Annotated in this window: 14 protein-coding genes; 7 read left to right on the forward strand and 7 right to left on the reverse strand. The window is 53.8% G+C overall.

Annotation, left to right across the window (positions count from 1 at the left end; translation table 11 throughout):
- Nucleotides 1-65: 65 nt before the first annotated feature.
- Nucleotides 66-284, reverse strand: a complete 219-nt coding sequence (locus tag FFI61_RS14590) for a hypothetical protein (protein ID WP_200371346.1) — start codon at nucleotides 282-284, stop codon at nucleotides 66-68.
- 342 nt (nucleotides 285-626) lie between these two features.
- Here FFI61_RS14590 and FFI61_RS14600 point away from each other — a divergent pair, with 342 nt between their 5' ends.
- Both FFI61_RS14600 and FFI61_RS14605 read left to right on the forward strand, forming a co-directional pair.
- Nucleotides 627-968, forward strand: coding sequence for a hypothetical protein (locus FFI61_RS14600; RefSeq protein WP_200371350.1), 342 nt, complete (start codon nucleotides 627-629; stop codon nucleotides 966-968).
- A gap of 85 nt (nucleotides 969-1,053) precedes the next feature.
- Nucleotides 1,054-2,793 (forward strand): N-acyl-D-amino-acid deacylase family protein, encoded by a 1,740-nt coding sequence (locus FFI61_RS14605; RefSeq protein WP_200371352.1) that lies wholly within the window; start codon nucleotides 1,054-1,056, stop codon nucleotides 2,791-2,793.
- Here FFI61_RS14605 and FFI61_RS14610 read toward each other — a convergent pair.
- Nucleotides 2,777-3,826, reverse strand: a complete 1,050-nt coding sequence (locus FFI61_RS14610; protein WP_200371354.1) for a helix-turn-helix domain-containing protein — start codon at nucleotides 3,824-3,826, stop codon at nucleotides 2,777-2,779. The genes FFI61_RS14605 and FFI61_RS14610 overlap by 17 nt on opposite strands.
- Before the next feature lie 146 nt (nucleotides 3,827-3,972).
- Between FFI61_RS14610 and FFI61_RS14615 the strand changes: the two genes are divergently transcribed.
- The 5 genes from FFI61_RS14615 (at nucleotide 3,973) to FFI61_RS14635 (ending at nucleotide 11,403) form a co-directional block, all read left to right on the forward strand.
- Nucleotides 3,973-5,586 (forward strand): FAD-dependent oxidoreductase, encoded by a 1,614-nt coding sequence (locus FFI61_RS14615; protein WP_200371357.1) that lies wholly within the window; start codon nucleotides 3,973-3,975, stop codon nucleotides 5,584-5,586.
- A gap of 53 nt (nucleotides 5,587-5,639) precedes the next feature.
- Nucleotides 5,640-7,295: an acetolactate synthase large subunit gene (locus FFI61_RS14620; protein WP_200371359.1), complete on the forward strand. Its 1,656-nt coding sequence runs from the start codon at nucleotides 5,640-5,642 to the stop codon at nucleotides 7,293-7,295.
- Nucleotides 7,223-8,920 (forward strand): GMC family oxidoreductase, encoded by a 1,698-nt coding sequence (locus tag FFI61_RS14625; RefSeq protein ID WP_200371361.1) that lies wholly within the window; start codon nucleotides 7,223-7,225, stop codon nucleotides 8,918-8,920. Before FFI61_RS14620 ends, FFI61_RS14625 begins: the two co-directional genes overlap by 73 nt.
- A 149-nt stretch (nucleotides 8,921-9,069) precedes the next feature.
- Complete coding sequence (locus tag FFI61_RS14630; RefSeq protein WP_200371363.1) at nucleotides 9,070-10,575, forward strand: flavin-containing monooxygenase; 1,506 nt, start codon at nucleotides 9,070-9,072, stop codon at nucleotides 10,573-10,575.
- Between the two features lie 30 nt (nucleotides 10,576-10,605).
- Entirely contained in the window at nucleotides 10,606-11,403 is a 798-nt protein-coding gene (locus tag FFI61_RS14635; RefSeq protein WP_200371364.1) for an alpha/beta hydrolase, read from the forward strand.
- Between the two features lie 92 nt (nucleotides 11,404-11,495).
- On the opposite strand, the gene FFI61_RS14640 is transcribed toward FFI61_RS14635, so the two are convergent.
- From FFI61_RS14640 to dctP, 5 genes are all read right to left on the reverse strand, one after another.
- Entirely contained in the window at nucleotides 11,496-11,753 is a 258-nt protein-coding gene (locus FFI61_RS14640) for a PcfJ domain-containing protein (RefSeq protein WP_320159571.1), read from the reverse strand.
- A gap of 306 nt (nucleotides 11,754-12,059) precedes the next feature.
- The gene (locus FFI61_RS14645; RefSeq protein ID WP_200204692.1) at nucleotides 12,060-12,512 is read right to left on the reverse strand and encodes a DUF302 domain-containing protein; all 453 of its coding nucleotides are present in this window, start codon (nucleotides 12,510-12,512) and stop codon (nucleotides 12,060-12,062) included.
- A 99-nt stretch (nucleotides 12,513-12,611) separates the two neighbouring features.
- The gene (locus FFI61_RS14650) at nucleotides 12,612-13,883 is read right to left on the reverse strand and encodes a TRAP transporter large permease (protein WP_200371365.1); all 1,272 of its coding nucleotides are present in this window, start codon (nucleotides 13,881-13,883) and stop codon (nucleotides 12,612-12,614) included.
- Entirely contained in the window at nucleotides 13,883-14,446 is a 564-nt protein-coding gene (locus FFI61_RS14655) for a TRAP transporter small permease (protein ID WP_200204690.1), read from the reverse strand. Before FFI61_RS14655 ends, FFI61_RS14650 begins: the two co-directional genes overlap by 1 nt.
- A gap of 80 nt (nucleotides 14,447-14,526) precedes the next feature.
- The gene (gene dctP / locus FFI61_RS14660) at nucleotides 14,527-15,516 is read right to left on the reverse strand and encodes a TRAP transporter substrate-binding protein DctP (RefSeq protein ID WP_200204689.1); all 990 of its coding nucleotides are present in this window, start codon (nucleotides 15,514-15,516) and stop codon (nucleotides 14,527-14,529) included.
- Nucleotides 15,517-15,554: the final 38 nt, after the last annotated feature.

Consider the following 15,554-nt stretch of genomic DNA (forward strand, 5'->3'; position numbering starts at 1 on the left):
GCAAAGACGCTGATTGGACTTATAACGTAAGGCAGGCCACCACACTTCAGCCTGACTCGATTCATTCATGCTTTAGGCTGGCTGTTTTCAGCCCGTGCAGCTCTTAAACGCGCAAGAACTTTCGCTCCATCGCTCGCTCCGTTGTCGATGCCGGCGGCTTTCAAGCGGGCATCCAGGTCGCCGTTCTGTTGTTCTTGGTCCAGCTTGGTCAAAGCGGCTTCTACGTCTTCGGCCTGGGTTTGGCGGGCACGAATTCGATTGGCTGATAGGTTCAGGTCTTCCATATGGCTGTGTAATCCGGTTGCGTGGCCCCGAAGCTGGCGGGTGACCTGCTCGGCGTGTCGGTTGGCTTTCGCCAGACGCATTTCACTGTAGAAGTGTTTCAGCGCTCGGCCGGAACCCCTCAGCTGGCGGCGCAGCTCGCTTTCCTGTTGCTGCAGCTTTGCGTGCTGTTGTTACTGACGCTCTGGCTCTATCGGAGGCGAGTGTTAAGCGCCTGTTTTCCGAGAAGCAGTTTTCGCTCAAGCGTCTTGATAAGATATGTGCGTTGATGGGGATAGAGATCAGTGATGTTGTGCGCAAGCTGTCGCCAGAGCTTGAAGTCGAGCAGTTGAGTCTGGAGGCTTTTGGTCAGCCACGATTTCGCCTGGCAGCCGGGCGGGCCTATACAGCGCTTTTTCGAGGCTGAAGTGCAGCAGGATTTTCTGAAGTGCCGGTTTAATCAGCCTGGTGAATTGCGACTGTTTGTGAGTGGCATGCTGTCCGCTCAGTCCAACGAGGTGGTTCAGCAGAAGCTCAAACGCTTGGCTCTGGAGTTTAGGCACTGCCATGAGGAAGATCTTGCGCTGCCCTTGGAGCATCGTTTCGGGGTGAGCCTTTTGATGGCTATGCGCCCATGGGAGATTGAGTCTTTTGACAGTTTTCGACGCCCCGATTCGCATAAGGACTACCCACCGTTTAGCCGTTGACGACAAAGTGGGGTTTGTTATCAGCTTCGGTTATCCTGATAAGATCGAATACCTACAATAACAAGATCCAAAAAGAGATAACGCGATGACCCCGTACGATTTCATCATCGAAGGCGGCCGGTACTTCGACGGCACTGGCGCACCATCTTCCATTCGCAATCTGGCGATCAAAGACGGCCGTATTGCAAAAGTGACTGCAGACCCTATTCCCCATGATCAGGCAATCCGTGTAATCGATGCCTATGGCAAATGGGTTACGCCGGGATTTCTGGATACTCACACCCATTACGATGCCGAATTGCTGGTGAGCCCGAGCCTTTCCGAATCGGTTCGTCATGGCGTAACGACGGTGCTGGTGGGTAGTTGCTCCCTGAGTATGATCTGCAGTGATTATGAGGATGCCTCAGATATTTTTACCCGCGTTGAAACCGTGCCGAGGGAACGGGTGCTGCCGATCCTGAAAGAGCACAAATCCTGGTCGACCCCAAAACAGTGGGTCGATCACATCAAGCAGATGCCTCTTGGCCCTAATGTGGTCAGCTTTCTGGGTCACAGTGACATGCGAGTTGGCGTGATGGGATTGAGCCGGGCCACAGACTTATCAACCCAGCCCACCGAAGAAGAAATGCGGACCATGGAGCGTTTGCTGAAAGAGGCGCTTGATGAAGGGTTTCTCGGCCTGTCGACCATGTGCCTTAAGTGGGACAAGGTGGATGGTGATCGGGAGTGGTCAAAGAGCTTGCCCAGCACTTACGCCAAGTGGGGTGAGGTCGCACGTTTAAACAAGTTGGTGCGCCAGTATAATCGGGTGCATCAAGGCGCGCCGAATGCCGCTACGCCCTTGCAGATTCTGCAATATGTGCGGGAGTGTGTGGGGTTGTTACGGCGGCCGTTAAAAACCACCTTGATAAGCCAGATGGATTTGAAAGGCAGCGCCGCGCTAACAACTCTCACCAAGCTAACATCCATGTTTACCAATGCCTTGCGGGGAGACTTCCGCTGGCAGGTGCTGCCTACACCTTTCACGGTTTACGCAGACGGTATTGATGTTGTGTTCTTTGAAGAGTTTGGTGCCGGGGAAATGGCTCTGGATTTGAAAGATGCGGTCGAGCGAAATGACTTGCTGAAAAGCGAGGAATACCGTCGTAATTTCCGGAAGTTCTATGGTGAAAAACTGAGCCCTCGGGTTTGGCAGAGGGATTTCGGTGATGCCATGATCATCGATTGCCCTGATGAATCACTGATCGGTAAGAACTTTGAAGAAGTAGCAAAGGCGCGCGGTATTCATGTGGTGGATTTGTTTCTCGACCTGGTGGTGGAGTTCGGTAAGAAAATACGCTGGTACACCACTGTCGGAAACCACCGAAAACAGGTTCTCAAACAGCTGGTCAAAGACCCCACTACACTTATTACCTTCAGCGATGCCGGTGCCCATATCCGTAATATGGCGTTCTACAACCTGCCGTTGCGCATGTTGAAGCTGGTCCAGGAGTCCATCGACGAGGGCGATCCGGTAATGACCATGGAGCAGGCTGTTCACCGTTTGACAGGCGATCAAGCCGATTGGTTTGGTATAGAAGCCGGTAAGATCCGGGTAGGTGACCGAGCCGATCTGGTGGTGCTGGATCCCTCAGGCTTTGACCAGAATCTGGAAGACGTGTCCTGGGGCGAAATGGAAAACTTCGATCTTCAAAGACTGGTTAACCGTAACCCGGGTATTGTGAAAACCGTTATGATCAATGGAAAACTGGCGGTGGATGATGAGCAGTTCTTGCCGGAGTTTGGTCGCGAGATGGGCTACGGTACGTTTATTCCCGCCCGTTAACCGGGTCTGCAGGCACTTCGAAATCCATAGAGCCAGATCGGGCTTGTTTGCGCCAAGCCCGCGGCGAGCATCCTTTCCATGTTTTAAAAGCCCGGCTAAATGGCGCCAGGTCCGTATAGCCCAGGCTCATTGCGAGCTGGGACAGATCAATGTCTGTGTTTTTCAGGTACTGGCAAGCCAGGCGCTGGCGGTTAACCCTCAGGCGCTCGCAAAAACTGGTGTTCTCGGATTTCAAGCGGTTCTGCAAACTTCGTGGATGGCTGCCCAATACACGGGCAACGGTATCCAGGCTGCATTCGGCAGTGGGGAGCAGGGCTGTGATGGTTCTGTCTACTTGTGAGCGCAGGCCAGTTACCTTGAGTTGGGGCTGGCTCTTTTGCCACTGCTGACTGATACGCTGGCGCACATCGTTTGTGGCCAGAACGGGAAGGTTCAGAATTGATGCAGGAAACTGAACGCGGTTTTCGAACCCTCCAAATTGCAGGTTCGGGCCGAGGAAAGCCCGATATGCCTCGAAATTTCCGTTATCACGTGCGGTCAATTCCACTTCTTCCGGCCGCGGGGCTCCCGCATTCAGTTGCTTTGTGCCACTGACCAGCAGCGCCAAACTGAGTGCCATCAGTTGGTGGCAGTCCGTACGGGCTTCAAACGCGAATGCCATCCGCATTTCCAACACCGGCCCACTAATATCCACATCAATCTGGACGCCGTGAGCGTGAAAGGCGAGATTTCTCAGCAGAATGCGGACTGCATCTGCAATAGTGGACTGCATGCACATCAATGATCCCAGTGCGCCCACTGCTTCCAAGCCCTGACGATACCCAAGCCGGGCGCCAAATTCCGGTGCACAGCATCGTTCTGCAGCCAGGGCCAACAGCGCTGCCAGGCTCGTGTAAGGAATATACAGATCGGTATCTTTCAGGACCGCTGGGCTCAGGCCGACCTCCCGCATCAAGCGGTAGGGGTGCTCGCCATAACTACGCACCAGTTCGGGAAAGCCCACTAACGCACCGCTGCGTGCAAAATATTGCATGACGCCTGTCCTGAAAATGACTTATGTTCGTGTATTGTCAAATTGTGATTCGCCTTTGGTCAAGTAAATAAGGTTGATTTGTTCTAATCTGGTTATCCTAACGGCCAACCAAGGTTGATGTTCTACTTGCCCCAAGGAGATTCTTTATGGCCAGCCATGTTACTGCAGACACGCTTGTTATTGGCGGAGGTATAGCCGGTATTGTCACCGCGCTGGAGCTCCTTCGGGCGGGCAAAACCGTCACGCTGGTAGACAGGGATACACCAGAGCGTTTGGGCGGGCTGGCGTTGTGGGCGTTTGGCGGCATGGCTCTGGTCGGCACACCATTGCAACGAAAAATGGGTATTCCGGATAATCCCGAGCGTGCCCTCAAAGACTGGATCAGCTTTGGTGAGCTGGACACCAGCGACGAGCACTCCCTGGCCTGGGCTCGTTACTATGTGGAGAATTCCTGCAGCGAGGTCTACGACTGGCTGAAAGCCGAAGGCATCAAGTTTTTGCCTGCAGTGAACTGGGTTGAGCGGGGTCGACTAGGCGAAGGGAATAGTGTGCCGCGCTATCACATAGTGTTTGGAACTTCCCGAGAGCTCACCCGAACTCTGATTTCGGCTATGGAGGATGCCGCCGAGGGAAATCGCCTCACGGTATTGCATCAGCACAGTATCAGTTCGTTGGAGAGCAGTGATGGTCGCGTTACCGGAGCCATTGGCAGCAATGATAAAACCGATGAGCCGATCCATTTAACGGCGCAGACGGTAGTGGTGGCTACTGGCGGAATCAACGGCAACCACCAGCAAACCCGTGCTAACTGGCCGAAAGATCGGCCGATGCCAAAAACCATGCTGAATGGCGCCCACCCATACGCTGATGGAAAGCTGCACCACGAAGTGGCCAACAAACTGGGTGGAAATATCGTTAATGCGGGTGAAATGTGGAACTACGCCGCCGGCTTTCCCCATCCGTATCCGCATTTTAAAGGCCACGGCTTATCGACCATTCCTTGCAAATCCGCCTTGTGGCTTGATCACAAAGGCAAGCGAATCGGCCCGGAGCCGCTGGTGACCGGCTTTGACACCCATTGGCTTTGCCAACGTGTTGCCGAGCAGGAAAAACCCTGGACCTGGCACCTGTTGAACTGGCGTATTGCCGCCAAGGAATTCGCCATCTCCGGAGCCGAACACAATCACAGAATACGCGACAAGCAGTTGATTCGTTTTGTGTTCGAGACCCTGACCGGCAACCATAACCTGGTCAAACAAATGGCCCGTGAAAGTGATGACTTCCTGGTTGCTGACACACTCGAAGAGCTGACAGGAAAAATGAATGCGCTGACCCGATCCCACGATGTCGATCCGGCCACACTGCAGGCTACGGCTGATGCCTTTGATGCGAATTTTGCCGCGGGCAGCAAGCTGGAAAATGACGATCTGATCCGCCGTATTCTTCATGCCCGCCAGTGGGGGCCGGATAAATTGCGTACCTGCAAGCCTGCGCCACTGCAAAAGAAAGGTGCCGGGCCGTTTATCGCCGTGCGCATGCAACTGATTACCCGCAAAAGCCTCGGTGGCTTGCGTACTGACCTGCAATCCCGCGCCCTTGGCCCAGACAACCAACCGATACCAGGGCTCTACTGTGTGGGTGAAGCCGCCGGTTTCGGTGGCGGCGGCTGCAACGGCAAACGGTCTCTGGAAGGCACCTTTTTGCCTGGTTGCATTTTGACTGCCAGAGCAGCAGCACGGTCGATTTTGTCGGGCTCATAATCCAAACAAAGCAGCTAGCTGAATACTGATAAAAAATAACAAGGAGAATAACGATGAACGGTGCGCAAGCCCTGATGAAAACCCTGGTGGACGCGGGTATTGAAGTTTGTTTCAGCAACCCTGGAACCAGTGAAATGCACTTTGTGGCGGCGCTGGATGATGAACCGAAAATGCGCGCCGTGTTGGCACTGTTTGAAGGCGTGGCAACCGGTGCGGCGGATGGTTATGCACGGATGGCCGACAAACCTGCCGCTACCTTGCTGCACCTGGGCTGCGGCCTTGGTAATGGCTTGGCCAACTTGCACAACGCCCGCAAAGGCAAGGTGCCGGTGGTAAATATTGTTGGTGACCATGCCATTGACCATGTGAAATACGATGCCCAGCTCCAGTCGGATATCGAAACCGTTGCCCGTAATGTGTCACCGGGTTTTGTCCGCACATCTCAAACCACGGCCGAATTGTGCAAAGATGCCGTCGATGCCATAACGACAGCCCGCGGACTGCCCGGCCAGGTGGCTACGCTGATCCTGCCCGCAGATGTTTCGTGGGGAGAGGGTGGTAGCCCCTCGGTTGTGCCCAAACAAGTTGAGTCTCCAACTGCCGGCGATAGCGCCATTCAAGCTGCGGTTGATGCCGTTCGCTCCGGAAAAAAGACAGCGCTGCTGCTGGGTGGCCGAGCTCTGCGGGAACCGGCTCTCATGGCAGCCGCTAAAATCGCCGCCGCTAAAGGTGTGAAGCTTTTGGCAGAAACCTTTCCGACACGCATAGAGCGCGGCGAAGGCCTGCCTCCGGTTGAAAGAGTTGCCTATCTGGCGGAACTGGCAGGCGTGCAACTGGCCGACATTGATCACCTGATACTGGTGGACAGCAAAGCGCCCGTTTCCTTCTTTGCTTATCCCGGGAAAAAGAGTTATCTCGTACCGGATAGTTGCACTGTTCACACCTTGTCCAGCCCAGAACAGGACGCCCAGGGCAGTCTTGAAAAACTGGCCGGGGCATTGGGAGCCGACAAGGCCCAGCCCGAACTGCAGCAACTGCAGCGTCCATCGGCACCCCGCGGTCGCCTTTCCGCACCCAAAGTCTGTAAAGCGGTTGGTCACTACCTCCCAGAGAACGCCATTATTATCGATGAGGCCATCACCTCCGGATTAATGTTGAATGCCATGACCGCAGGTTCGCCTCGTCATGACATGATTGCCCTTACCGGAGGGGCCATTGGCCAGGGCCTGCCCAACGCTGTCGGCGCCGCGATTGCCTGTCCGCAACGCCCGGTGATTGCATTGATCGGCGACGGCACGGCTATGTATACCATTCAAGCCCTGTGGACCATGGCCCGTGAGCAGTTGAATGTCACCACCATTATTTTCAACAATGCGTCTTACTCGGTGCTGAATATAGAGCTGGAGCGTGTAGGCGCTGAAGAGGTGGGCGACAAGGCCAAATCCCAGTTGGATCTGAATGGCCCTGTGCTGAACTTCGCCCAATTGGCCCAAGGTATGGGAGTTCACGGCGTGCGGGTTGACACCGCCGAGGCCTTCAATCATGCCCTTGACTACGCCCTGTCACAGCCGGGCCCCCACTTGATCGAGGCCATGGTGCCGGAATCCCTGAGTGGCTTGAAAAGAAAAATCCTACCTTGGGTGTTGCGTTCGTTACCGAGCTTGCCTGTGTCGGTAACCCGTACCCTGAAAAACAAGATCGCACCCTGATACCGGGAGCCGCCATGTACGACTACATCATCATCGGCGCCGGATCTGCCGGCTGTGTATTGGCCAACAGACTGTCAGCAGATCCGGGAAACCGGGTTTGCCTTCTGGAGGCTGGCCCCAGCGACCGCACACACTGGATACGCAACTGTAACCCCCTGAACATGCTGATGTTGATGAATAGCCGCACCTACAACTGGCGTTATCACACCGAGCCTGAAGCACGCACCGGCAACCGCCCGTTTTTCTGGCCACGGGGGCGCGCACTGGGCGGGTCCAGTTCAATCAATGCCATGATTTACACCCGGGGCCATCCGGAGGATTACAACCACTGGGCATCATTGGGTAATCGCGGCTGGGATTACCAGAGTGTATTACCCTGGTTCTGCCATTCGGAGCGGCAAGGGCGTGGAGCGAACGACTGGCATGGCGATCAGGGGACCATGGATGTTGTGGATACCAACTACCATTTTCCTGTTAGCGAGGCTTTTGTGAAGGCCTGTGGTGAAGCTGGCCAGGCCGTCAAAAAGGATTTCAATGATGCAGAGCAGGAAGGCTGTGGTTTTTTCCAGGTAACACAGACCCCTTCGGGGCAGCGGGCCAACAGCGCTTACTCGTTTCTGGATGAAGCCGCGGGCCGGCCCAACCTCACGGTTTTGACGGGCGTGCATGTTACCCGGATCTGCTTTGAGGGCAGGGTTGCGACTGGCGTTGAAATTGGCCGCAACGGGCCCAAGGGGCCTCGCGAAATCCTGAACGCGGCCAAAGAGGTTATTCTCAGCGCGGGCGTTATCAACTCACCGCAGCTGCTAAAACTCTCCGGTGTTGGCCCGGCCGGGGAACTGGAAGCCCACGGCATCCCCTTGGTCCATGATCTGCAAGGTGTTGGTGAGAATTTGCAGGATCATCCCGATGTCATCATTCGGTGCCGGGACAAGACCGGCACCTCGCTGGCAGTTGCTCCAACCCGTAACAGCATGGCGTTTTTCTTGCGGATGCTCAGGCAGAAAAATTTCGTGTTTACCCCCACGGACTGCGGTGGCTTCGTGCGCTCGCAGCCCAGCGAGCCAATCCCGGATCTGCAGTTGCAGTTTGCCGCCATACGCATGCAGCCCCATGGGCGTGGCCTGTTTACATCCATGCGTGCGGGCTTCGTGCTGCACATCTGCCACCTGCGTCCGGAAAGCCGTGGGCGTGTTTTGTTGCGCAGTTCCGATCCTTTTGCCGCTCCGGTTATTCAGGCCAACTACTTTGATCAGAAAAAGGAGCTTGATGCGTTGGTGCGGGGCATTCGCTTGGGCCGAAGCATTCTGTCCCAGCCCGCCATGAAACCTTTCCATGGCGCTGAGGAAAGCCCGGGGCCGGAGATCCAGAGCGATGAGGAATTGACCCAGTGGGTGAGGGACCATGTGGAGACGGTCTACCACACTGCTGGCACCTGTAACATGGGTAAGGGTGTCATGGCTGTAGTGGATGCTGAGCTGCGGGTACATGGAGTGGAACGGCTGAGGGTTATCGATTCCTCTGTGATGCCCACTATCACCGGCAGCAATATTCATGCACCTACGGTGATGATTGCCGAGAAGGGCGCGCACAGCATTCTTAATCCGTCGGCAATTGGGCTGTGAGCGACTCCCGGTTAATCTGTGATTTGCCACTATGGCGACAGACTGTCGTGTTATATCAAAAATCTGTCTTGTTTTGTCGATATTGTCGCAACTGCCTTTGAGAGAATCAGAGTTACCATTGGTTGACGAATAACAAAAAGGAAACTCAGGTGGCCATTGAACACTACGACATTATTATTATCGGTGCCGGGCTCTCCGGCATTGGCACGGCATGCCACATTGCGCGGGAACACCCCGGAAAGTCCCTGGCGATACTGGAGCGCCGGGAAAATGTGGGAGGCACCTGGGATTTGTTCCGTTACCCAGGTATACGCTCCGATTCTGACATGGCCAGCTTCGGATTTAACTTCAAGCCTTGGTATTCCGATAACGTATTGGCCCAAGGCGGCGATATTCGCGAGTACGTACGTGAAACGGCAGAAGAGTTCGGGTTGTACGACAAGATCAAATTTGGCCTGAAACTCAAAAACTCTAACTGGTCGACCAAAGACCAAAAGTGGGTTCTTTCTTCCGTGAAGGAAGCAACGGGCGAAGAGAAGGTGGTGAGCTGTAACTTCCTGGTTAACTGTGCCGGGTATTACAACTTCGATCAGGGCTACCGTCCGGATTTTCCAAAGGAAGAAGTCTTTAAAGGGGATATCGTTCACCCTCAGAGTTTGCCGGAAGGTTTCGACTATAGTGGCAAAAAAGTGGTGGTTATCGGCAGTGGCGCTACAGCCATAACACTGGTGCCCGCCATGGCGGATAAAGCTGCAAAAGTCACCATGGTGCAACGCTCACCCAGCTACATTATGTCCCTGCCGAACACCGATAAAATATCCATGGTGTTGAACAGGTTTTTGCCAAAAGCCTGGGTATTCAAGCTCGCCCGCCGGCGCAACATTCTATTCCAGCGTGCTCTATATCTCGCCTGCCAGCGCTGGCCCAAACCGATGCGCAAGATGTTTTTGTCGCATATGTACAAACATGCCCCAAACGTTGATAAACGCCACCTTACACCTGAGTACATGCCTTGGGATCAACGCTTGTGCGCTGCGCCCGATGGCGACTTTTTTGAAAGTTTGCGTTCGGGCAAGGCGGACATCGTAACCGACCATATAGATCATTTTGATGAAACAGGCATCGTGTTGAAATCCGGCCAGCATATCGACGCAGATATTGTTGTTGCTGCGACTGGCCTGGAGGTTCAGTTGATGGGGGGATCGACACTCAGCATCGACAACGAGGAGGTGAATCTGCCCAGAAAAATGGCTTACAAAGGTATCCTTATTCAGGATGTACCAAACTACGGGTGGATTTTCGGGTATACCAACGCGCCCTGGACCCTAAAGTGCGATATTGGCGGGCGCTACTTGTGCCGATTGCTTGCTCACATGGATAAAACAGGAGTGTCTGTCGCAACCGCAGTAGACACAGGAAATAACGCGACCGATGCCAGTGTGCTGGATGGGTTTGCACCCGGCTATATCGTGCGGGCAATCGATAAAATGCCTCGGCAGGGTAAGGCAGATCCCTGGAGGATAACCATGCACTACGGCAAGGATAAAAAAATGCTGGTTGACGACCCTGTGGATGATGGGAATATGCAGTTTGAAACTGCGGCTTCCGCTTCAGCCCGGGAGTCCGATGTTCTTCAGCAGGCCAGAACAGCTTAAAGCCAAACTGCGATAGAAAAGGGAAGGGTTATGAACAGGGGACGCAGTGGCAAACCGCCGGTAATGCTGATTCATGGAATGTGGAGCAATGAAGAGACATTGCGAGATGTGAACGAAGCATTTGTGTATCAGGGATACACTGTGGATTCTCTGCGCCTGCCATACCATTTACCCAAAAAAGAGCATACAGCGGCCAGTCGTTCGAAACTGGCTAAAACACGCGTGCAGGAGTACGTCGCATATATTTTAGAGCAGGTAAAGCGTCTCGACTCCCCGCCAATTCTGGTGGGACATTCAATGGGCGCACTCTTGGCCCAGTTGGTGGCCGCCCAGGTACCCTGCCAACGACTGGTTCTTTTATCCTCCGCGCCCCCGGCAGGTATAAATGGCCTGAGTTGGTCAGCAATTCGCACTTTGGGCCGCAATCTGTTTCGTTTTCCTTTGTGGAATAGTGTTACGGAAGTCGGGCTTGCCAACGTGGAGTATGGTATCGCCAATGCCCAGAGCCGCTCTGTGCAGAAGGAAATCTACGAAAGCTGTACATACGAATCTGGCATGGCTACATTTCAGATTAGCGTCGGGTCCTTGTTGAGAAGCAGGTCTGCAACACATGTGAACACACAGAATATCAAATGCCCGGTTCTCATTGTGGGTGGCACTGCGGATCGAATCACCCCTATCAATATCCAGCGTAGCATCGCCCAACGTTTTGGTGCACAGGCGTCACTAGTGGAAATAGAGAGTTGCTGCCACTGGACCGTGGGAGGGGCCTACTTCCCAATGATTCGTACTGAGATATTCAAATGGCTGAAGGTCCAGCAGGGGTAGCTTTTCCCGGTGAATTTTATGCCTTTAAATGTGTGATTCCCGGAAGGCTCAATTCTATCGGTGATTGAAGGATCGGCTGGTTTATTTGCGCCCTAAAGCTCAACCCAGCGCCTCACGATATCCATAGCGGCTTGCGAAGGGTTAGCATTTCGGCTCCCGCGTACTTCACCAACAACCCAGGTGTTATTTCGCTGCTCGAGAGAAATAGTCAGCCGCTGCGGCGCTGTCATGCGGTAGATAAACACCTCTCCCTGTGCAATAAACGTATCGTAGCTGCCCGTGCAATGATGCATTGTGGAACCTTCATCCAACAGCTCTAACCGCGATGTGAGTGGTTCAATGCCTTCGATGGCGGGTAAGGGAGCGTTGGGTAATCCCCATGTTCCTGCTCAAGTGCCGCAGCACGGGCGGCCCGTTTTTGCTCAGACCCCATGCTGTTCCAGCCTTTGTACAATTCCGGCGGCCGTGTTCAGGCTGTCTCAGTGCCTTAATGATATCCTCTAGTTCCCAGGGAATTCCGGCTGAACCAACGGAGCGGCATGGCAGAGTGCCAACTCTGAACAATTAACTGAATTGGGTATTTCAGGATGGTGCTGAGGTCGAACACTACCTGATGTTCAGAATTGACAGGATCGTCAAGGGTTGGCTCAGCCATGCTAAGGCGTTAATGTCATCTTCACAAAACCAGCCAATGCCCCGCGAAGCTTTTCAGCTACCGCGCATTCAGGAACGTCATGGCGCTTGGCCAAATAGGTTGGATCGTTGTAGCCCAACCATACCTGTCCTGATTCGTCCTCCCAAACCAGCGCCTTGAGAGGCAGATCGATCGCGACAGTCTGCGCGCATTTCATGAATGGGGTTCCGCCCTGTGCATTGCCAAAAATCAGCAACTCAGTAGGCCTGAGCGCCATACCTGCTTTTTCTGCCCCTGCCGCATGATCTATGCGCGCGAAAACGTTCAAGCCTTTGCTTTTAACAACGTCTTCGAACTTGTTCATGGTTGCTTGAGCGCTGTAAGGGCTCTTAACCGTAATCAGGCCATCCGCTGCTTGGGCTTGGGAGAAAGCCACAACCAGGAACAGTGCAACAACGTACTTGAATGTCTTCATGATCTACCTCGATGACGATGTTCGTTCATGTGTGTGCATTTAGTACGATCTACTGTCGCACGTGGTTTTCAATTCAGACTATCACTTGGCCCGTCCTCGCTATAGATAAAAGGGCAAGTAAAGCGCCACGATAGGGAAGAAGTAAACAATCAGCAGGCAGCCGAACATCATGATGATAAATGGCCACACGCCTCGCACCACATCCATCACTCTGCCCCCGGCGACAGCCTGTATTACGAACAGGTTTAGCCCTACGGGTGGGGTTATCAAAGCGCATTCGATCATGATCACGAAAATGATGCCGAACCAGATGGGGTCTATGCCAAGTGGTGCCAATGAAGGGTAGAGCACCGGCATCATGATCAACAGCATAGAGATGGACTCCAGGAAGAATCCCATCACCAGTAATACCAGGCACACCGCCAGGATGAACAGGCCAGCACTGCCAATGTGCATGGTGACGAACATCGAGATGTCTTGCGGGATTTGGTAGAGGGTAATGGCCTTACCAAACACTTTGGCACCCGCCATGATGATGAATATGGTGATCGTGGTTTTCATGGTGTCGATGCAGGCTTTCTTAAAGCGCTCCCAGTTCATTGTTTTCAATGCGAGAACAATGATCAACGAGAGAGCCACGCCGATGGCTGCGGATTCTGTCGGCGTGAACACGCCTGCATAGATTCCACCAATAATAATGACGGCCAGAATGATGATGGGCAGAGCCCGCCAGGTGGCTGCAAGACGTTCACTTTTAGTGGCCTTGGGCACTGGTGTGCAGGCCTTGCCAAGCGTCGCGTACAGGAAACTGAAAATGATAAAACTGCCGGCCATAATCAGGCCCGGAATAATACCGGCCAAGAACAGGTCAACAATGGATTCCTCGGTAATAACGCCGTACACGATCATCGGGATCGACGGCGGAATAAGTATGCCGAGCGTGCCGCCCGCGGCAATCAAGCCCAACACAAAGGGGCGGTGGTATCCGCGATCGGTCATCTCTTTGATGGCAACACTGCCAATGGTTGCGGCAGTGGCAACAGACGACCCGGAAATTGCCGAAAAAATAGTGCACGAGGCGATGGTGGCGATTCCCAAACCGCCGGGCCAATGCCCAACCCAGGTTTGAACCGCGTTGAACAAGTCTTTACCAACGCCACCTTGCAGCAGGATGTTAGACATCAAGAGGAAGAGCGGTACAGACAGCAAAATAAAGCTGTCGAATGAGGAATACATGGCCATGGGCACCATTAAAGGTGACATGTCGGCCAGTAGCAGCATGCCAAGCCCAAGCCCACCCAGTACAAATCCAACCGGTACTCCGGAAAGCAACAACATCAACAGGGCGAATATAATCAGAGCAACAGCCATCAGACGTGAACCTCTTCAGCAGGCTGAATATGCCCTGTTAGTACAAGCGCAGCCTCTGTGAGACATTGAATAAAAAGAAGGCCAAAACCCACTGGAATGGCACTTTTTGTGATCCACATCGGCATACCTAACATGGAGGCTGAGGCGGCATTAATGGCGATAGCATCCTTCACGATGTACACGCCGTACCAGGTTACCCAGCCCGAAAACAACGCAACGATAAGCAACGACCACAGTTCTGCAACAGCTCGCATACGAGGGCCAAAGCGGCCGATCAACATGTCGATGCGGATCAGCGCCTGGTGCTGAAGTAGCCAGCTTGCGCCCAGGCAGGAAGCCCAGATCTGACATAGCAGTGACAGGTCTTCTACCCAGATAGTGGGGGACAAGAAGACGTAACGGGCAATGACTTCATAGGTGATCATGGCCGCAATCACTACAAACAAGGCTGCAGCGAGTCGCCCGCAAAGGGTAACGACTGCATGATTTATACGCACCCAGGCGGAGGGATGGCTCGCGCGCCAGGCCTGCGGGTCTTTTGATGTGGCGTTGTTAGTTGACATGGATAATCCCGACAACAGAAAAACAAACAATAACGGACGCCTGCAAAGCAAGCGTCCGTATACGGGAGAAAGTATTCAGATCAGAGCGCGTTTGCGGCTTCGATCACTTGCTCACCCAAAGGGCCGGCGTTTTCGATGAAGCTCTTCAGCACAGGGCGGGTTGCCTCCTGCCACTTGGCGATGTCTTCCGGGGTGAGATCAATCACGTTCATTTCGTTTCTGGCTTCTGCAATGGCATCGGCTTCAAGGGACTGAATCTTGTCGCGCAGTTGCTTTTCGACCTTTAGCGCTGCGTTTTGCAGAATGGTCCGCTCAGTGTCAGTCAAACCCTGCCAGGTTTTCTCGTTAATGAGCGTCATGAATTCGATGTTGGCGTGGTTGGTCAGGGTGAGGTGATCCATAACCTGATACAGCTTGCGTGGGCCAACAGCGGTTACGCCGGTCATGCCTGCATCAACGGTTCCGCGCTGGTACGCCAGGAACTGCTCAGAGCCTGCCATCACAGTCGGTGCAGCGCCGACCGATTTGGCGAATTCACCAAGGGTTTTACCAAATACACGCACCTTCATGCCTTTCATGTCGTCTGGCTGCTGAATGGGCTTTTTCTTGGAGAGTAGCGCAACGCCACCATAAGCCTGCCACCACAGAGGGCGAGCGCCGGTTTTGATGATTTCATCGTCCAGCAGGGTACGCACAGGGCTGCCGGGCTCAGTGGCTTTAACAACCTTCTCGTTTGTAGGGAACATGAACGGTACGTAGAACACATCCACGGCAGGAATGGTGCCCGCCATTTGGGTAACGCTGATAACGCCCATTTCAATGGCGCCAGAGCTCACGGCGTTGTGAACTTCTTTATCCTTATAGAGCTGTGCAGCCGGGAAAATCTGGATCTTTATATCACCATTACTGCTGCTTTCAACTTCGTTTTTGAAGTCGACCAGGTTCTGGCCCAAGTGATGTTTCAGGGGCAGTTGCAGTGTTACTTTCAGAGTGGTTGCTGCAAGTGCAGGCATGGCTGCGCCAAGGGAGCAGGCCAACACGCCTGAGCAGAGAAGGTGTTTTAATTTCATGTTAGATCCTTATTATTGGCTGTTTTTGGTTTTTTAAG

Source organism: Marinobacter sp. DY40_1A1, assembly GCF_016597815.1.
Lineage (GTDB): Bacteria > Pseudomonadota > Gammaproteobacteria > Pseudomonadales > Oleiphilaceae > Marinobacter > Marinobacter xiaoshiensis.

Coding starts and splice junctions, on each gene's coding strand:
- FFI61_RS14590 (WP_200371346.1), bottom strand. CDS start 284: ATGGAAGACCTGAACCTATCAGCCAATCGAATTCGTGCCCGCCAAACC.
- FFI61_RS14605 (WP_200371352.1), top strand. CDS start 1,054: ATGACCCCGTACGATTTCATCATCGAAGGCGGCCGGTACTTCGACGGC.
- FFI61_RS14610 (WP_200371354.1), bottom strand. CDS start 3,826: ATGCAATATTTTGCACGCAGCGGTGCGTTAGTGGGCTTTCCCGAACTG.
- FFI61_RS14615 (WP_200371357.1), top strand. CDS start 3,973: ATGGCCAGCCATGTTACTGCAGACACGCTTGTTATTGGCGGAGGTATA.
- FFI61_RS14620 (WP_200371359.1), top strand. CDS start 5,640: ATGAACGGTGCGCAAGCCCTGATGAAAACCCTGGTGGACGCGGGTATT.
- FFI61_RS14635 (WP_200371364.1), top strand. CDS start 10,606: ATGAACAGGGGACGCAGTGGCAAACCGCCGGTAATGCTGATTCATGGA.
- FFI61_RS14645 (WP_200204692.1), bottom strand. CDS start 12,512: ATGAAGACATTCAAGTACGTTGTTGCACTGTTCCTGGTTGTGGCTTTC.
- FFI61_RS14650 (WP_200371365.1), bottom strand. CDS start 13,883: ATGGCTGTTGCTCTGATTATATTCGCCCTGTTGATGTTGTTGCTTTCC.
- FFI61_RS14655 (WP_200204690.1), bottom strand. CDS start 14,446: ATGTCAACTAACAACGCCACATCAAAAGACCCGCAGGCCTGGCGCGCG.
- dctP (WP_200204689.1), bottom strand. CDS start 15,516: ATGAAATTAAAACACCTTCTCTGCTCAGGCGTGTTGGCCTGCTCCCTT.